The sequence below is a fragment of the Streptomyces decoyicus genome, assembly GCF_019880305.1.
Lineage (GTDB): Bacteria > Actinomycetota > Actinomycetes > Streptomycetales > Streptomycetaceae > Streptomyces > Streptomyces decoyicus.
Genome location: NZ_CP082301.1, coordinates 1,362,547 through 1,378,968, shown reverse-complemented (window position 1 = coordinate 1,378,968; position 16,422 = coordinate 1,362,547). Strand labels below are relative to the sequence as shown.

The 16,422-nt window shown below is 70.6% G+C and carries 15 protein-coding genes; 11 read left to right on the top strand and 4 right to left on the bottom strand.

Annotated elements, in window-relative coordinates; all coding sequences use genetic code 11:
* The 10 genes from K7C20_RS05995 to K7C20_RS05950 all read left to right on the top strand — a co-directional run bounded on the left by K7C20_RS05995 (window position 1) and on the right by K7C20_RS05950 (window position 9,147).
* Complete coding sequence (locus K7C20_RS05995) at window positions 1–672, top strand: riboflavin synthase (protein ID WP_030076538.1); 672 nt, start codon at window positions 1–3, stop codon at window positions 670–672.
* Window positions 669–1,322: a nicotinamide mononucleotide transporter family protein gene (locus K7C20_RS05990; protein ID WP_222892566.1), complete on the top strand. Its 654-nt coding sequence runs from the start codon at window positions 669–671 to the stop codon at window positions 1,320–1,322. Before K7C20_RS05995 ends, K7C20_RS05990 begins: the two co-directional genes overlap by 4 nt.
* Window positions 1,319–2,689 (top strand): bifunctional 3,4-dihydroxy-2-butanone-4-phosphate synthase/GTP cyclohydrolase II, encoded by a 1,371-nt coding sequence (locus K7C20_RS05985; RefSeq protein WP_053210509.1) that lies wholly within the window; start codon window positions 1,319–1,321, stop codon window positions 2,687–2,689. Before K7C20_RS05990 ends, K7C20_RS05985 begins: the two co-directional genes overlap by 4 nt.
* A 98-nt stretch (window positions 2,690–2,787) precedes the next feature.
* Entirely contained in the window at window positions 2,788–3,273 is a 486-nt protein-coding gene (gene ribH / locus K7C20_RS05980; RefSeq protein ID WP_030080820.1) for a 6,7-dimethyl-8-ribityllumazine synthase, read from the top strand.
* An 82-nt stretch (window positions 3,274–3,355) separates the two neighbouring features.
* A complete protein-coding gene (locus K7C20_RS05975; RefSeq protein ID WP_030080818.1) occupies window positions 3,356–3,628 on the top strand; it encodes a phosphoribosyl-ATP diphosphatase in 273 nt (90 codons plus the stop codon).
* A gap of 54 nt (window positions 3,629–3,682) precedes the next feature.
* A complete protein-coding gene (hisG, locus tag K7C20_RS05970; protein ID WP_030080817.1) occupies window positions 3,683–4,531 on the top strand; it encodes an ATP phosphoribosyltransferase in 849 nt (282 codons plus the stop codon).
* 58 nt (window positions 4,532–4,589) lie between these two features.
* Window positions 4,590–5,042 (top strand): PH domain-containing protein, encoded by a 453-nt coding sequence (locus tag K7C20_RS05965; RefSeq protein WP_053210510.1) that lies wholly within the window; start codon window positions 4,590–4,592, stop codon window positions 5,040–5,042.
* A gap of 174 nt (window positions 5,043–5,216) precedes the next feature.
* Window positions 5,217–6,590, top strand: coding sequence for a hemolysin family protein (locus K7C20_RS05960; RefSeq protein ID WP_053210511.1), 1,374 nt, complete (start codon window positions 5,217–5,219; stop codon window positions 6,588–6,590).
* Complete coding sequence (locus tag K7C20_RS05955; RefSeq protein ID WP_030080809.1) at window positions 6,587–7,714, top strand: hemolysin family protein; 1,128 nt, start codon at window positions 6,587–6,589, stop codon at window positions 7,712–7,714. Before K7C20_RS05960 ends, K7C20_RS05955 begins: the two co-directional genes overlap by 4 nt.
* A gap of 170 nt (window positions 7,715–7,884) precedes the next feature.
* Window positions 7,885–9,147, top strand: a complete 1,263-nt coding sequence (locus tag K7C20_RS05950) for a serine hydrolase domain-containing protein (RefSeq protein WP_160328783.1) — start codon at window positions 7,885–7,887, stop codon at window positions 9,145–9,147.
* Window positions 9,148–9,223: 76 nt separating this feature from the next.
* Here the strand turns inward: K7C20_RS05950 and K7C20_RS05945 are convergent, their stop codons facing one another.
* Window positions 9,224–11,119 carry an AAA family ATPase gene (locus K7C20_RS05945; RefSeq protein WP_053210513.1) on the bottom strand — a complete coding sequence of 632 codons (1,896 nt, stop codon included), beginning with the start codon at window positions 11,117–11,119 and terminating at the stop codon, window positions 9,224–9,226.
* A gap of 473 nt (window positions 11,120–11,592) precedes the next feature.
* Window positions 11,593–12,177, bottom strand: a complete 585-nt coding sequence (locus K7C20_RS05940; protein WP_030080795.1) for a uridine kinase family protein — start codon at window positions 12,175–12,177, stop codon at window positions 11,593–11,595.
* Between the two features lie 205 nt (window positions 12,178–12,382).
* Here K7C20_RS05940 and K7C20_RS05935 point away from each other — a divergent pair, with 205 nt between their 5' ends.
* A complete protein-coding gene (locus K7C20_RS05935) occupies window positions 12,383–13,795 on the top strand; it encodes a peptidase C39 family protein (RefSeq protein ID WP_053210539.1) in 1,413 nt (470 codons plus the stop codon).
* Here the strand turns inward: K7C20_RS05935 and K7C20_RS05930 are convergent.
* Both K7C20_RS05930 and K7C20_RS05925 read right to left on the bottom strand, forming a co-directional pair.
* Window positions 13,751–15,226: a DegT/DnrJ/EryC1/StrS aminotransferase family protein gene (locus tag K7C20_RS05930; protein WP_048829368.1), complete on the bottom strand. Its 1,476-nt coding sequence runs from the start codon at window positions 15,224–15,226 to the stop codon at window positions 13,751–13,753. The two genes, K7C20_RS05935 and K7C20_RS05930, sit on opposite strands and share 45 nt — an antisense overlap.
* A 256-nt stretch (window positions 15,227–15,482) precedes the next feature.
* Window positions 15,483–16,301, bottom strand: a complete 819-nt coding sequence (locus tag K7C20_RS05925) for an immunity 49 family protein (protein ID WP_063753930.1) — start codon at window positions 16,299–16,301, stop codon at window positions 15,483–15,485.
* Between the last annotated feature and the right edge of the window lie 121 nt (window positions 16,302–16,422).

The window sequence follows — 16,422 nt, the reverse complement described above, 5'->3', positions numbered from 1 at the left end:
GTGTTCACCGGAATCGTCGAAGAACTGGGTGAGGTCGTCGCCGTGGAGAACCTCGGTGATGCACCCCCAGCTACCGCTGGGGGAGCCCCCAGTCGCTCCGCTCGCTTCCGACTGCGCGGCCCCGTCGTCACCGAAGACGCCAAGCACGGTGACTCGATCGCCGTCAACGGCGTCTGTCTGACCGTCGTGGACACCGCCGACGGTGAATTCACCGCCGATGTGATGGCCGAGACCCTGAACCGCTCCAGCCTCGGTGCGCTGGCCGCCGGCTCGCGGGTCAACCTGGAGCGCCCGATGGCGCTCGGCGGGCGGCTGGGCGGGCACCTCGTCCAGGGCCATGTCGACGGGACGGGGACCATCGTCGAGCGCATCCCCGGTGAGCACTGGGAGATCGTCAAGGTCGCGCTGCCGGCCGCGCTGTCCCGCTATGTCGTCGAGAAGGGCTCCATCACCGTCGACGGCGTCAGCCTGACCGTGGTCGACGCCGGGGACGACTACTTCACCATCAGCCTCATCCCCACCACCCTCGATCTGACCACCCTGGGCATCAAGAAGGCCGGCGACCCCGTCAACCTCGAGGTCGACGTCCTCGCCAAGTACGTCGAGCGGCTGCTCGGCCGGGGTTCCGCCGATCTCCAGGACCTCGAGGAAACCAAGGAGATGGAACGGTGAGCGTCCTCGATACGCTGAACGGCCAGGCCTTCACGGCCTTCGGGCAGCACGTCATCTGGTCGGACATGATCGGCAACACCATCGGTCTGGCCGCCCTGGCGCTCGGCTGGCGGCGCTCCATCTGGACCTGGCCCGCCCAGTTCCTCTCCGGCGTGATCCTCGTCGCCGCCTACGCCTCCGCCCACCTCAGCGGCGGGGTCGGCAAGCAACTCCTCGTCATCGGCGTGGCGTTGTGGGGCTGGCGGCAGTGGCAGCGCGGCCGGCAGCAGGCGCAGGACGGCTCCATCGCCGTACGCTTCGCCGGCCGGCGCGAGCGGATGCTGCTGCTGGGCGGCACCGCCCTGGGCACCGCTGCCGTCGGCACCCTGTTCACCCTGATCCCGCAGCTGTCCTGGAACCCCTGGCCGGACGCCTACATCTTCATCGGCACGCTCGCCGCGATGGTCGCCCAGGCTCGTGGTCTGGTCGAGTTCTGGTTCGCCTGGCTGCTGGTCGACGTCGTCGGCGTCCCGCTCGCCTTCAGCAGCGGGCTGGTCTTCTCCGGCCTCGTCTACGTCGTCTATCTCGCCCTCGTCGTGTGGGGCATGCGCGACTGGTGGCTGCGCTCGCGCGCCGCCGACCGCACCGTCCTGGAAGGAGCAGCGGCATGACCGCCCTCAAGAGCTGGTACGACACCGAGAACGCCGACGAGACGGGTTCCCTGGCGCTCGATCCTGTCGAGCAGGCCATCGCCGATATCGCCGCCGGCCGTCCCGTGGTCGTCGTGGACGACGAGAACCGCGAGAACGAGGGTGACCTCGTGCTCGCCGCGGAGAAGGCCACCCCCGAGATCGTCGCCTTCATGATGAGCGAGTGCCGCGGGCTGATCTGCGCCCCCATGGAGGGCCCGGAGCTGGACCGGCTGGAACTCCCGCAGATGGTCGAGCACAACACCGAGTCGATGCGGACCGCCTTCACCGTCTCCGTCGACGCCACCGCGGCGCACGGCGTCAGCACCGGCATCTCCGCCGCCGACCGCGCCACCACACTGCGGCTGCTCGCCTCCGGGGAATCGGCCGCCGGCGACTTCGTCCGGCCCGGCCACATCTTCCCGCTGCGCGCCCGGCCCGGCGGGGTGCTGGTCCGCAACGGCCACACCGAGGCCGGTGTCGACCTCGCCCGGCTGGCCGGACTGCGCCCGGCCGCCGCCATCGTGGAGATCGCGGGTGAGGACGGCACGATGCTGCGGCTGCCGGAGCTGGTGCCGTTCGCCCGCAAGCACGGACTGTCCATCATCTCCATCGAGGACCTGATCGCCTACCGGCAGTCGTCCGAGCCCACCGTCCGCCGCGAGGCCGAGACCCGCCTGCCCACCGCACACGGCGAATTCACCGCCTACGGCTACCGCTCCACCGTCGACGGCGTCGAGCACATCGCGCTGGTCGCCGGCGCGCTCGGCGACGGCGAGGACGTCCTGGTCAGGGTGCACTCCGAGTGCCTGACCGGCGATATCTTCCACTCGCTGCGCTGCGACTGCGGCCCCCAGCTGGAGGCCTCGCTGCAGCAGATCAGCGAAGCCGGCCGCGGCGTGGTGATCTACCTCCGCGGCCACGAGGGGCGCGGCATCGGGCTGCTCTCCAAGCTGCGCGCGTACGAACTCCAGGAGCGCGGCCGCGACACCCTCGACGCCAACCTCGAACTGGGCCTGCCCGCCGACTCCCGCGACTACGCCGCCGGCGCGCAGATGCTCCGGGACCTCGGCGTGCGCTCGCTGCGTCTGATGACCAACAACCCCGAGAAGACCACCGCCCTGGTGCGGCACGGCCTGCGGGTCACCGGCCGCGAGCCGATGCCCGTCAAGGCCGGTGAACACAATCTGCGGTATCTGCGCACCAAGCGGGACCGGATGGGGCACGACCTGCCCTGGCTGGACCCCGGTACGGGCACCGTTCCCCCCTCCGTTCGAGCAGGGGAGGCCCCCCGCACCGGAGCGGCAGACGCCGCGCCCCCCGCCGCCACCACCTGCGACAACCAGTAGCCACCCGGCACCACGTCACCACCACCCGGCACCACGCCACGACCCGGCACCACGCCACCACCCGTAAGACCGGCACCATCACCCGTAAGAGGAGAACCATGAGCGGCAAGGGCGCACCCGAACTGACCGTGAAGAACTGCGGCGACCTGCGGGTGGCCGTCATCGCGGCGCAATGGCACGAGCCGGTGATGAACGGCCTCGTGGACGGCGCGCTGCGCGCCCTGACCGAGCTGGGCATCGACGAGCCCACCCTGCTGCGGGTGCCCGGCGCCTTCGAGCTCCCGGTCGTCGCCAAGGTGCTGGCCGGCCGCGGTTATGACGCGGTGGTCGCCCTCGGTGTGGTCATCAAGGGCGGCACCCCCCACTTCGACTACGTCTGCCAGGGCGTCACCCAGGGCCTGACCCAGGTGTCGGTGGACACCGGCGTACCGGTCGGCTTCGGCGTGCTGACCTGCGACACCGAGCAGCAGGCGCTCGACCGCGCCGGACTCGAAGGATCCACCGAGGACAAGGGCCACGAAGCGGTCACCGCCGCGGTCGCCACCGCCGCGACCCTGCGCACGGTGTCCGAGCCCTGGCGCTGACAGCCCGCCCGTCACCCGTCGGCTCGCTTCGGCCGAGGCGCTGCGCGCCGCGGCCTCATCTCCGCGTAGGGTAGTCACCATCATGTCCAAGAAGACGTTCGAGGAGCTCTTCTCCGAGCTCCAGAAGAAGGCCGCCACGGGCGACCCCGCCACCTCCCGTACCGCCGAGCTGGTGCAGGCCGGTGTCCATACGATCGGCAAGAAGGTCGTCGAGGAGGCCGCCGAGGTGTGGATGGCCGCCGAGTACGAGTCCGACGAGGCCGCCGCCGAGGAGATCTCCCAGCTCCTCTACCACCTCCAGGTCATGATGGTCGCCAAGGGCATCTCGCTCGACGACGTCTACGCCCACCTCTGATCCACCCCCCTGCACCCACCGCAACACCCCTTAGCTGCAAAGGAAATCGCTCTCATGCTGCGCATCGCTGTCCCCAACAAGGGTTCACTGTCCGAGCCTGCGTCGGCGATGCTCCATGAGGCCGGGTACCGCCAGCGCAAGGACCGCAGGGAACTGGTCCTGGTCGACGCCGAGAACGAGGTCGAGTTCTTCTTCCTGCGGCCGCGCGACATCGCGGTCTACGTCGGCTCCGGCAAGCTCGACATCGGCATTACCGGCCGTGACCTGCTGCTGGACTCCGGCTCGCCGGCCGAGGAGATCCTCCAGCTCGGCTTCGCCGGCTCGACGTTCCGCTACGCCACCCGCCCGGGTACCGCCAAGGACGTGACCGAGTTCGGCGGCATGACGATCGCCACCTCGTTCTCCGGCCTGGTCCGGCAGCACCTCGCGGACAACGGCGTGGACGCCTCCGTCGTCCACCTCGACGGCGCCGTGGAGACCGCCATCCAGCTCGGCGTCGCCGAGATCATCGCGGATGTCGTGGAGACCGGCACCACCCTGCGCAACGCCGGCCTGGAGATCATCGGCGAGCCGATCCTGAAGTCCGAGGCCGTCGTCATCCGCGGCACCGGCGCGCCGGACGACGACCCGAAGGTGCGCCAGTTCCTGCGCCGTATGCAGGGCGTCCTGGTGGCCCGCCGGTACGTGATGATGGATTACGACATCCGGGTCGAGCACGTCGAGAAGGCCGTCGGCCTCACTCCGGGCCTGGAGTCGCCGACCGTCTCCCCGCTGCACCACGAGGGCTGGGTCGCGGTCCGTTCGATGGTCCCGTCCAAGGACGCCCAGCGCATCATGGACGAGCTCTACGACCTCGGCGCCCGCGCGATCCTGACCACCGGTATCCACGCCTGCCGGCTGTGACCGGCGGCCGCTGACCAACCCGTACCCACCGCTGCACCCCCGACGGAAGACCCACGACGTGTCCGCGCCCCTGCCCAGCCTCCCGGTGACCTTCCGGCCGACCCGCACCCGGGTCGTCCTGTACACCGTCGGCATCGCCCAGCTCGCCGCCCTCACCGCGATCGCGCTGCTGCTGCCGAAGCTGAGCGGCGGCGAGCGGCTGAGCTTCGTCTTCACCGGACTGCTGGTGCTCGCCGTCCTCCTGCTGCTCAGCCGCCCCAGGGTGGTGGCGCGGCAGGAGGGCATCACGGTGATCAACCTCACCACCCGGCGCGAACTGGCCTGGGCCCAGGTGCTGCGCGTCAACCTCCGCGAAGGCGACCCCTGGGTCCATCTCGACCTCGCCGACGGCACCAGCCTGCCCGCGATGGGCATCCAGCCCGGCATCGCCAAGGACCAGGCCATCCGGGACGCCCGCGCGCTGCGCGACCTCACCGAGAAGCACGGTGCTGTCGACCACACGGCCGGTTGAGCCTGCCCTAATCAGGGTCCCGCTGTTTACTCTGTTCTCCGGGGCGCACCCTGCGCCCTGCCCCTTCGTGGGCCCACCGCGACCCGAGGAGTGACTCCCTCCGGCAATGGACGGATCGTCCTGTAGTACCTGCGCCGCCCCTCCCCAACCCCCGCATACCACGGAGGCGGCGGCATGACCGGCCCCCTGCTGCTGCTCGCTGCGGCTCTCGTCCTGATCCTGGCCAACGGTTTCTTCGTCGCCGCCGAGTTCGGACTCGTCACCGTCGAGAAGGCGGATGCCGAACGGGCCGCCGCCGACGGCGACCGCCGCGCCCCCACCGTCGTCTCCGCACTGCGGGAACTCTCCTTCCAGCTGTCCGGCACCCAACTGGGCATCACGATCACCTCGTTGGTGGTCGGTATGCTCGCCGAGCCCGCGCTGGCCGAGCTGCTGTCCGGCCCGCTGGCCGCCACCGGCCTGCCCGCGGGTGCGGTCCCCGGCACCGCCGTCGTCATCGGCATGCTGCTGGCCTCCGCGGTCCAGATGGTCGTCGGGGAGCTGGTGCCGAAGAACTGGGCGGTCTCCAAGCCGCTGCCCGTCGCCCGGGTGGTCGCCGGCCCCCAGCGGGCCTTCTCCCGTTTCTTCCGCCCGGTGATCACCCTGCTGAACACCGTCGCCAACCGTCTGGTGCGCGCCCTTGGCGTGGAGCCGACCGACGAGCTGGCCTCCGCCCGCACGCCCGGCGAACTGGTCTCGCTCGCCCGGCACTCCGCCCGCGCGGGCGCCCTGGAGCAGGACACCGCGGACCTGTTCGTCCGCACCCTCTCGCTGGGCGACCTGACCGCGGAGAACGTCATGACGCCGCGCGTACGGGTGAGCGCCCTCCAGGCGTCCGCGACCGCCGAGGACGTGGTCAACCTGACCCGCGCCACCGGACTCTCCCGTTTCCCCGTCTACCACACCCGCCTCGACGAGATCGTCGGCATGGTGCACCTCAAGGACGCGCTGGCCGTCCCGGCGCACGACCGGCTGCGCATCCCGGCGGGACGGATCGCGGTACCGCCGCTGCTGGTGCCCGAGACCCTGCCCGTGCAGCCGCTGCTGGAGCGGCTGCGCAGGGAACAGCCGATAGCGGTGGTCGTCGACGAGTACGGCGGCACGGCCGGTGTGGTCACCCTGGAGGACATCATCGAGGAGCTCGTCGGCGAGGTCCGCGACGAGCACGACGGTGTGGACCTGCCCGAACTGGGCCAGGCCCCGCCGGAGGAGGGCCGCCCCGCCTGGGACGCCGACGGCGGCTGCCGGGTGGACACCCTGCGGCGGATCGGCCTGGACGCCCCGGAAGGACCGTACGAAACGGTGGCAGGACTGGTGGCACACATACTCGGCCGGATTCCGGCCCCCGGCGACATCGCGGAACTCGACGGCTGGCGGCTGCGGGTGCGGCTGGTGTCGCACCACCGCGCCGAGCGGATAAGGATCGTACGGACCGCCACGGTCACGGCGCCCGCGGTCCCCGAGGCGCCCCGTGAGCCCGTCGTGGTGGGCGCGGAGGTGGCCCGATGACACTGGCCCAGCTGCTCTTCGCGGTGCTGCTCGTGCTCGCCAACGGCTTCTTCGTCGGCGCCGAGTTCGCCCTGGTCTCCGTACGCCGCAGCCAGATCGAACCACTGGCGACCGAAGGCTCCACCCGGGCCCGGCAGGTGCTGCACGGGCTGGAGAACCTCCCGCAGATGATGGCCGCCGCCCAGTTCGGCATCACCGTCTGCTCCCTCACGCTCGGCGCGGTCGCCGAGCCGACCGTCGCGCACCTCCTGGAGCCGGTCTTCGAGGCCGTCCGTCTTCCCGCGGCGCTCGTCCACCCGCTGGGCTACGTCATCGCCCTGGCGGTGGTGGTCTTCCTCCACCTCGTCATCGGCGAGATGGTCCCGAAGAACCTCGCGATGGCGGCGCCCGAGAAGACCGCCCTGTGGTTCAGCCCCGGCCTCGTCGCCTTCGCACGGCTGTGCCGTCCGGTGACCGCGCTGCTCGGCGCCTGCGCCCGCGGGGTGCTGCGGCTCTTCCGCGTGGAGCCGAAGGACGAGGTGGAGGCGGTCTTCACCAGTGAGCAGCTGACCCATCTCGTCGAGGACTCGGGCCAGGCGGGCCTGCTCGACCCGGCCGAACAGGAACAGCTCTCCGACGTCCTCGAACTGGGCAGCCGGCCCGTCACGGACGTCCTCCTGGACCGGGCGGGACTGGTCACCGTCGAACCGACCGTGACCCCCCGCCAGGTGGAGGAGCTGACCGTACGGACCGGCTACTCCCGCTTCCCGGTGTGCGCCCCCGGCGGCGCGTACATGGGCTATCTCCACGTCAAGGACGTCCTCGACCTGGAGGAACGCGACCGCGCCGTGCCCCAGCGCATCTGGCATCCGATGACGACGCTGCGCGCCGAACTTCCCCTGGACGACGCCCTCACGGCGATGCGCCGGGCCGCCTCCCATCTGGCGGCGGTCGCCGACGCGACCGGCCGGGTGCTCGGCCTGGTCGCCCTGGAGGACGTCCTGGAGATGCTGGTCGGCGAGGTCCGCGACCCGGCGCACCGCCGGGCCCCCGCCGCCCGCGACCGCAGAGGCGCGGGCGACCGGGTCAGCGAGCCCCGTGAGGAGGCACAGCTGCCGTCCGAGGATCCTGCCATGGCGCGCTGAGCGGGCGGACGCCTTGCTTCGGGGGCATCATCAGGGAGGTCCCTGACCCGGTTCCGGGACCGGTCAGGGGTCGTCCCTGATGCCCTGCATCATCGCGGAGCGGCAAGCTCGCAGGCATGAAGGCATTACGAAAAACAGCATGCGGGCGCCGAGGGAAGGTGGCGGCCGCCGTGACGTTGACGGCCGCATGCGCCCTCGCGGCTGCCGCCCCTGCCACACCCGTTCTCGCCACACCCGTCCCCGCCGTATCCCCCTCCGACCGGACGGGGGCAGCCGCATCCCTGCCACCACTCGACCCCACGGCACTGCGCGCGTCCATCACCGGGCTGCCGGAGAGCGCGGTGACCGGTGCTCTGCTCCAGGTCCGCGGTTCGGGGGGAGCCTGGACCGGCACCGCGGGCGTGGCGGACATCGCGACCCGCGCGCCCGTCAACCCCCGCTCGTACTTCCGCATCGGAAGCATCTCCAAGGTCTTCACTGCCACGGTCCTGCTCCAGCTCGCCGCCGAGGGCCGTGTGGGCCTCGACGCTCCCGCCCGGCGCCGGCTGCCCGGCCTGATCCCGGCCGCCTTCAAGGACGTGACGATCAGACAGCTCCTCGATCACACGAGTGGCCTGCCACCCGCCGACGCGGCGCTCGCCGGAGACGGCACGAACGAATGGTTCGTCGGGCACCGCTTCCGGTCCTGGACACCGGCCGAGGTGGTCGGCGGGGCGCTGCGACAGCCGCCGAAGTCCCCGCCGGGCCGCGTACAGCAGTACAACGGCATCAACTACTTCATCGCCGGGCTGATCATCGAGAAGGCAACCGGCCATTCGTACGCGCATGAAGTACGCACGCGCCTCACCCGACCGCTCGGCCTGCGCCATACGTATGTACCGGACGCCGACGATCCGGTCCTGCCGGCGCCGCACGCCCACGGATACCGCTCCGTCACCGGAAGCAAGGACCATCGTCACCTCGCCGACGTCACCGAGCAGAGCCCCTATGCCTGGGCCGAGGGAGGCATGATCTCGACTGCGGACGACCTGGACCGGTTCCTGGCCGCCCTCTTCCGCGGCCGCCTCCTGCCGTCCGCGCAGCAGAAGCTGGTCTTCCGAGTACCCGACCCCGGCTCGGTGGTCAACGGCAGCGGCAACCACCACTGTGCGAGCCTCACCGAGCCCGGGGACAAGGGCGTGCCCTGCTTCAGCACAGGCGGGATCATGCGCGTCACCCTCCCGGACCACACGGTGCTCTGGGGCAAGACCGGCACGGAGCCCGGCTACACCAACGCCGTCTTCGCCGCCCCCGACGGAGGCCGCCGCCTTGTCTACTCCCTCAACTACACAGCTCCACCGGACACCAGCGAGATGCCGTACATACTGCGCATCGTGCAAGCCGCCTTCTCCCACGCCGGTGGCGACGGGAACTCCGGGGCCCGGACAAAGTGATCTGCCGTGTGCCGCACGGTCCCCGTCCACCGCTGCGGGGAAGCCCGCAGGCCCACGGAGACCGGGGAGACGCCCCCTAGAGGTCCAGCCCCTTCGGCGGCGGCCCCTGGACGTCCGGGCCGCGGCCCGAGAGGACCTCGCCGTAGGCCTGCATCAGGTCGGGCAGCCGGAGGGTGGCGAGGTCGTCGCGGGTGGGGGCGCCGTGCCAGGTGGACAGGCGCAGATCGCGGTAGGCGCAGCTCTTCTCGTAGAGGGTGCGCAGAAAGCGGCCGTTGCCCAGTTCGTCGATCCAGCCCTGGTCGACGACATGGCCGCTGATGCTGCACAGCTCGTCGCGGGACTCCTCGTCCCAGCAGTCGCCGTTCTCGGCGGCCAGTACCTCGCCGATCGCGGTCAGCTCCAGCGGCCGGTAGCTGGGGAAGTCGACGCGGCTGGTGAAGCGGGACGACAGGCCGGGGTTGGTGGCCAGCAGCCGGTCCATGCCCTCGGGGTAGCCGGCCAGGATGACGACGAGGCGGTCGCGGTTGTCCTCGGCGCGCTTGAGCAGCACCTGAAGTGCCTCGTCGCCGTAGGCGTCGCCCTTGCTGTAGCCGGAGTTGGACAGGCTGTACGCCTCGTCGACGAACAGCACCCCGCCCAGCGCCGAGTCGATCAGCTCATTGGCCTTGACGGCGGTCTGGCCCAGGAACTCGCCGACCAGGTCGGACCGTTGGGCCTCCACGAGATGATCGCCGCCGAGGAGCCCCAGGGCGTAGAAGACCCGCCCCAGTATCCGGGCGACGGTCGTCTTGCCGGTGCCGGACGGGCCGGAGAAGACGAAGTGTCGTTTCGGCGGCTGGACCGGCAGGCCCTGGCTCGCCCGCAGCCGCGCCATCCGCAGCTGGGCCGACAGCGCGCGCACCTGCCGTTTGACCGGCTCCATGCCGACCATCCGCTCCAGCTCCGCCAGGGCCTTCTCCAGCAGCACCGGATCGGCGGGACCGGCGGGCAGCCGCTCGGCGCCGCGTGGCACCGGCGCCGTCGCCTTGACCCGGGCCGCGGCATCGCTCCCGGCCGGGGCGGGCCCCACCTCGTCGTCGGGCCCGTCCGCCTCGCCGGTCACCAGCAGCTCACGGCCGTCGACCGGATCGAGCGGGGTCAGATCGCCGCCGGCCTCCTGGCCGAAACCGGACGCGGAGACCGTCGCAAGGTCGGCGCCCTCGTCCAGGCCGTCCCCCTCCGCGATGGCGGCGAGCCGTGCCGCGGTGTCCATGAACGCCGGGTCGACGCGGTGCACCGCGCGGTAGAGGGGGAGCGCCGCGGCACTGCGGCCGGTGCCCTCATGCGCGCGGGCGAGCCAGTAGCGCAGCTCCTTGCGCTGCGGCTGCTCACTGCGGCAGCGCATCAACGCGGCCGACAGCAGCGGCTCGGCCTGCCCGTACATCTCCAGCCGCACCCGCGCCATACCGCCGAACAGCCCGGCCTCGATGCCCAGCACCGGATCGGCGAGCAGCGGCTCGGTGTGCCGTACGAGCTGGTCCCAGTCCTTGACGAGATAGGCGCGGCAGGCGTGCAGAAAGCGCACCTGGGGGTCGGTGTCGACCGGCGGGCAGCCGGCCAGCGCCTGGTCCAGCTCGGCGACATGACGGCCGTCGAGCCAGTGGGAGGCGTGGGCGAGCAGCAGATCGCGGCCGGTCTCCAGCACCGGCTGCACCCACCAGCCCAGCCAGTACCAGGAGTTGAGGGTGCGTCGGTGGCGGGCGCGCATCTCACCGAAACGGTCGCGGTGGCGGTGCATCCGCAGCAGCGCTATGGAGGTGTCGGCGCGCAGTGCGTGCAGACCGAGCCAGGCGTCGGCCATCGACGGGTCGAGGCGCACCGCGGCCCGGAACTCCTCCTCCGCCTGCGGATAGGCGCCCACGGTGTAGGCGTCCACCGCGCGCAGCCAGGCGAGCTCGGCCGGGGCGGGCGAACCCTGAGTGCCGACATCCATCCCGTCCCCCCACAAAACGTCCCCCGAGTACCGCCGGGCGCGTGCCGCCGTGGCCTAGCGAACCGGCATACGGCGGGCGGGAGTTGACCGGCTCCGCGCGCATATCGGTCCTGGCCTGCGGTGGCACAGACTCGCATCGTACCCGCGGGATCGGTGCAGGCCGTAGAGGGCGGTACGGGGCAAGAGCGGAGGGCGGGGCACGGCGCGGCGGCGCGAAGAATGCGGTGACCCAGGGTGAGGGAGAGGCGGCGCCGAGCGGCGGCAAGAGGTGATTTCGCACAGAACGAAGCCCCCGATCACGGGGGAACAACCGGGGGCTTCGCATCTGCGGGCGGTCCGTAGAACCGCACATTGAGAACGTAAGTCCTGTACGGCCCCCAGGTCAAGCCGAGTTGGGGCACTCGGCGGGACCCTGTCGGCGCCGTTCGACCGCTCGGCCGCCGTCCGTCACAGAGCGTGAAATGCGGGGCCCGTCACGGCGTCGCGGAAGGTCCCACGAGCACCTCGTACCCCGTCTGTTCCTGGTGCACCAGGAAATCGGCATACGGACGCGAAGGGTCCGCCTTGAAGTGCGCGCGCTCCGCCGGAATCCAGCCACTCCAGAAGGCGGAGAGCCCCGGTCCGTCCCGGAGTTGTCCTCTTTCCCAGGAATGCTCGCTCGCCAGTTCCATCCACAGCAGGCACGCCAACGAGGGCCGCAGTGCCCGCCGCCCCGCGCCCACGCCCTCGACCAGCACCAGCGGAGCGGGCGCCAGCACCCGCTCCTCGGTGAACTCGCCGCGCACCCAGTCGTAGACGCCGTACCGCGCCGTCTCGCCCCGGGACAGCGGCCCCAGGATCTGGGCGGCGAACCGCTCGCCCCAGGCGAACAGTTCCTCATGGGTGGCGAGATCGTCGGTGTGCACCACCGGCACGCCGCCCAGCGCATCGGCCAGCCGGCCGGCGAACGTGCTCTTGCCCGACCCCGCGTGCCCGTCCACCGCGATCAGCCGCACCGGCCCGCAGGAGGGCGGCAGGGCACGCAGCCGGGCGGCGAGCGGAGCCAGATCGCGATCCATTGCGTCAGCGTACGCGTGGGGCCCACGCCGCTGCTCATGCCAGTGGTCCACACCAATATTCGTACGGCGACGCGCGCCGTAGCGCCTTCCGAAGCAGGCCCGGAACCGGAATAGTTGAGCCACTGCCGACCCGCCCGTGCCCGCCCGTGGCCCCGGCCCGACCTTCCGCGCCCGCTCGTACGCATCCGACTGGGGGACCTCCACCATGACCAGCTCCGCGCCCCGGCGCACCGTCCTGGCCGCCGCGCTCGCCGCCGCGGCGGGTGTCGCCGCCCCCTCCGCGCAGGCCGCCGACACCTCCCGCAGACCCGCCGCGGCCCCGGCCACCACCACTACCCCGGCCACCGCCACCACCCCGGACGCCGCGCGCCGACCGAAGAGCCTCGTGGACTATCACGCCTGGACCACCGCATCCGACTGGACCAAGGGCCACGCAAAGGGCACCGCCGTCGCACACGGCGCCCGGCCCGGCATCCGCCTGGCGCACCCGGCCGGCACCTTCGACTACAAAGATCCGCACACCGGCAAAACCGCCACCTGGGAGTACGCGACCTGGACCGCTCCGGTCCACCATCTCAGGGTCCCCGCCACCGAGGTCATCGCCTCGTGGAACGCGCACACCCCGTCCGGCACCTGGATCGCCGTCGAACTGCGCGGCACCTACACCGATGGCGGCCGCACCCCCTGGTACGTCATGGGCCGCTGGACCGCCGGCGACAGCGACGCCGACATCCGGCGTACCTCCGTCGACGACCAAAAGGACGGCAAGAGCAGCATCTCCACGGACACCTTCGCCATCGACACCCCGGCGAGCGGCCTCCGCCTGACCTCCTACGAGCTCCGCGTCACCCTCTACCGCAAGCCCGGTGGCACCCTCACCCCCACCGTCTGGCGGCTGGGCGCCATGGGCTCGGACGTCCCCGACCGCTTCGAGGTGCCGGCGTCCGCGCCCGGTCTCGTCGGCCGTGAGCTGGTCGTCCCCCGCTACTCGCAGGAGATCCACAAGGGCCAGTACCCGGAGTACGACAACGGCGGCGAGGCATGGTGCAGCCCCACCTCCTCCCAGATGACCATCGAACACTGGGGCCGCAGGCCCACCCAGCAGCAGCTGTCCTGGGTCGACCCCGACTACGCCGACCCCCAGGTCTGCCACGCCGCCCGCCACACCTTCGACTACCAGTACGAAGGCTGCGGCAACTGGCCCTTCAACGCCGCCTATGCCGCCACCTACCGGGACCTCCAGGGCATCGTCACCCGCCTGTCCTCCCTCACGGACGCCGAACGCCTCATCCACGCAGGCATCCCGGTCATCACGTCCCAGTCCTTCCTGAAGACCGAACTCGACGGCGCGGGCTACGGCACCGCGGGCCACCTGATGACCGTCATCGGCTTCACCAAGGACGGCGACGTCATCACGAACGACCCGGCCTCGCCCGACAACGCCGCGGTCCGGCACGTCTACAAGCGCCGTCAGTTCGAGAACATCTGGCTGCGGACCAAGCGCAAGAACGCGGACGGCAAGGTCGTCGGCGGATCCGGCGGCGTCTGCTATCTGTACTTCCCGGCCAAGCCGTCACCAACTCAGCGCCGGGTACTCGCGGAGCTGGGAATCCGCTGAGCATGTGCACCCCGAAGGTGGCCTCGACGCCCTCGACGGCAGGCAGCGCTCACTGCCGTCGAGGGCGAGGCGGCCGTACCGGTCCACCGTGATCTTGATGGAGCTCTGGCCCATCCACCGTGACACCTCGTGGATGGGCACGCCGTTGCTCAGGGGCACGGTGGCCATTTGTGCCGCAGGTCGTGCGGGTACGACATCGGCGAGTTCCGATGGGTCTTCGAGCAGCATGCCCGACCCGGCTGCCTGTCCGAACAGCGCCAGCCTGGTGCAGGCAGCACGGGCCTGCGTACACGACACGGTGCGTGAGTGCGCGTAGTCCTGGGCTGCGCCGTCGGCGTAGATCGGCTCGTCGGGACAGGCGATGAGGTCGCGGAGACCGACAGGGATGCCTTCCGCTCTCAGCGCGGAGCGGAAGGAACTGATCGAGATGTTGCTGAATGCTTCGGCGTCGATGGTGAACGCGAGGGAGAACCGGCCGTGTCTGGTTACCCGTGGATCAAGATCGGCGGGCACAGGCCGCAATCCTGGCACGCTGGACAGCACGCTGGTGAGGAACGCTGCGCCCTTTGTCTTCGCTGCGAGTTGGCGGTCCAGGCGTTCGAGCCGGACGCCCAGTATGGCGGACTGAAACTCGCTGAGCCGCAGGTTCCAGCCCAGTTCGGGGTGGTGACCGGTGACGCCAAGGGGGCGCCCGTGATCGCGTAGCGACGCGATACGTGCCGCGAGCTCACCATCTTGTATGACAACCGCTCTACCCTCTCCGGCGGAGATGTTCTTGGTACGGGCGAAGCTGAACACGCCGACCCGACCAAGCGATCCGGTGTGAGCGCCGTTCCAGGTCGCGCCGAGAGACTGGGCGCAGTCCTCAATGATCGGGACACCGCGTTCCTCCGCGATGAGTCCGAGGCGGTCCATGTCGGCAGGGTGCCCGCCCAGGTGAACGGCAATGATCGCCTTCGTCTTCTCGCTGATCGCAGCTTCCACGGACGAAGGGTCGATCGTGTGGGTGTCAGGGGCGATGTCCGCGAACACCGGCACCCCGCCGAGTACGGATACTGCGGTGGCCGTCGCCACATAGGTCATGGCGGGGACGACGACCTCGTCGCCGGCTGGGACACCCAGTGCTCTCAGGGCGATCATCAGTCCAGCAGTGCCGCTCGAGACCACCGCCATGTGCGGCACGTCGAGGTACTCGCCGAGCGCCCTTTCGAACGCCTCACCTTGTGATCCGCTGTGGACCCCTCCCCAGCGGCGGCTGGCGAGGACACCGGCAAGTGCACCGAGCTCCGCCTGGTCGGACTTCCCGGCGTGCAGGTAGTCCTGCGGGCCGGTGGCGGGGAGCCTGCGCACCTCGTCCAGGGTCCCGGCCCGCAGCGGAACAGGCCCCTCCTGCGTGGTACTCGCGGCGAACAGGGCGGAGCCCACCTGCATCGCAAGTATCCAGGACTCCCCTCCTCGAGCCAGGTCTCGAGCTTGTCCGAACTGGGGTCTTGGAGACAGCGCCACTTCGCTGCGCCCGGTGTGAAGGTCAATGCGTCGTAGCGGTCGTCCTCGGAGGTCTCCATCCCCTCGACGGCTTCCTGCGCGGCCGCGACAACCGGCGCCATGATCACGGCCACGTTGCCCATACGGAATGCGTGGCGTGGGATGACGATGGTCATGTGTGCGCCTTACGTGGGGTGCGGTGTTACGCGTCGAACTCGCCGCGCCAGGCGAAGTCGAGGAGGGCCTCGGGGAGGAAGTCGGTCTCGACCTCGACCGGGATGCCGTTGGCCTTCGCGAGGCTGGCGATGGCCAGCGGGGCGAGGGCCACGATCCCGAGGATGTTTTCGGTGCGGTCCTCGTCGGCGGTCCAGTACTCCTTGTGCCAGTGGATGGCGTCGGCCAGGGCGTCGTTGAAGCCAGCGACGTCGTTGCGCAGGTAGCGGTAGAGCATCATGATCGGCGGGTACTTGAGCTTGATCATTGTCTCCGCGTCGACGACGCGGGCGTGCTCGGGAGCGCTCAGGTCCACGGCGTTCACCAGGTGTGTGCGCAGGTCGTCTCGGTGGAGCCAGAAGCTCCGGAGGGTTTCCACCCAGGCGTAGGTGTACTCGTCCAGGGCGCCGCCGAAGTCGCGCAGCAGGGACACCGGGATCCGGGCCAGCATGTCGAGGCGGGCTGCTTCACGGCAGATGACCGCGAGGTAGAAGGCGTTGAGCCAGGTGTTCGCGTTGAGGTAGGTCTGCGGCCCGGTGGTGGCGAGGTGGCGCTCCTCCTGGCGGATCTTGCAGGTGACCGTTTCCCGGTTGGGATCGGCGGCGGCGAAGACGGCCGAGTGCACCTGTATGGCCAGCAGCCAGGACTCCCAGGTCTCCAACATGCCGGCAGTGGGGTCGCCGACACAGCGGACGAGGGCGACGTTCAGCGACTCCATGACCGCTTCCGACCTGGAGTTGTGCGAGGTCTCGATCTCCTCCAACGAATCGGACAGCGACCCCTCCATGACGGGAACCACCGCTGCCATCTGTTCCAGGTGCCTCACGTGGGGAACTCGCCGAGCCAACCGTGCTGCAGGAGGTGCTTGGGCAGGTACTCCGACTCGTCCTCGATCGGGCTCCTCCCGTCATAGGCGAGGCAGTCAATGG

Bases quoted from the DNA above. Each gene is read 5' to 3' on its own strand.
- K7C20_RS05985 (WP_053210509.1), top strand. From the start codon at position 1,319: ATGACCGCCCTCAAGAGCTGGTACGACACCGAGAACGCCGACGAGACG.
- ribH (WP_030080820.1), top strand. From the start codon at position 2,788: ATGAGCGGCAAGGGCGCACCCGAACTGACCGTGAAGAACTGCGGCGAC.
- K7C20_RS05975 (WP_030080818.1), top strand. From the start codon at position 3,356: ATGTCCAAGAAGACGTTCGAGGAGCTCTTCTCCGAGCTCCAGAAGAAG.
- hisG (WP_030080817.1), top strand. From the start codon at position 3,683: ATGCTGCGCATCGCTGTCCCCAACAAGGGTTCACTGTCCGAGCCTGCG.
- K7C20_RS05960 (WP_053210511.1), top strand. From the start codon at position 5,217: ATGACCGGCCCCCTGCTGCTGCTCGCTGCGGCTCTCGTCCTGATCCTG.
- K7C20_RS05955 (WP_030080809.1), top strand. From the start codon at position 6,587: ATGACACTGGCCCAGCTGCTCTTCGCGGTGCTGCTCGTGCTCGCCAAC.
- K7C20_RS05945 (WP_053210513.1), bottom strand. From the start codon at position 11,119: ATGGATGTCGGCACTCAGGGTTCGCCCGCCCCGGCCGAGCTCGCCTGG.
- K7C20_RS05940 (WP_030080795.1), bottom strand. From the start codon at position 12,177: ATGGATCGCGATCTGGCTCCGCTCGCCGCCCGGCTGCGTGCCCTGCCG.
- K7C20_RS05935 (WP_053210539.1), top strand. From the start codon at position 12,383: ATGACCAGCTCCGCGCCCCGGCGCACCGTCCTGGCCGCCGCGCTCGCC.
- K7C20_RS05930 (WP_048829368.1), bottom strand. From the start codon at position 15,226: ATGCAGGTGGGCTCCGCCCTGTTCGCCGCGAGTACCACGCAGGAGGGG.
- K7C20_RS05925 (WP_063753930.1), bottom strand. From the start codon at position 16,301: ATGGCAGCGGTGGTTCCCGTCATGGAGGGGTCGCTGTCCGATTCGTTG.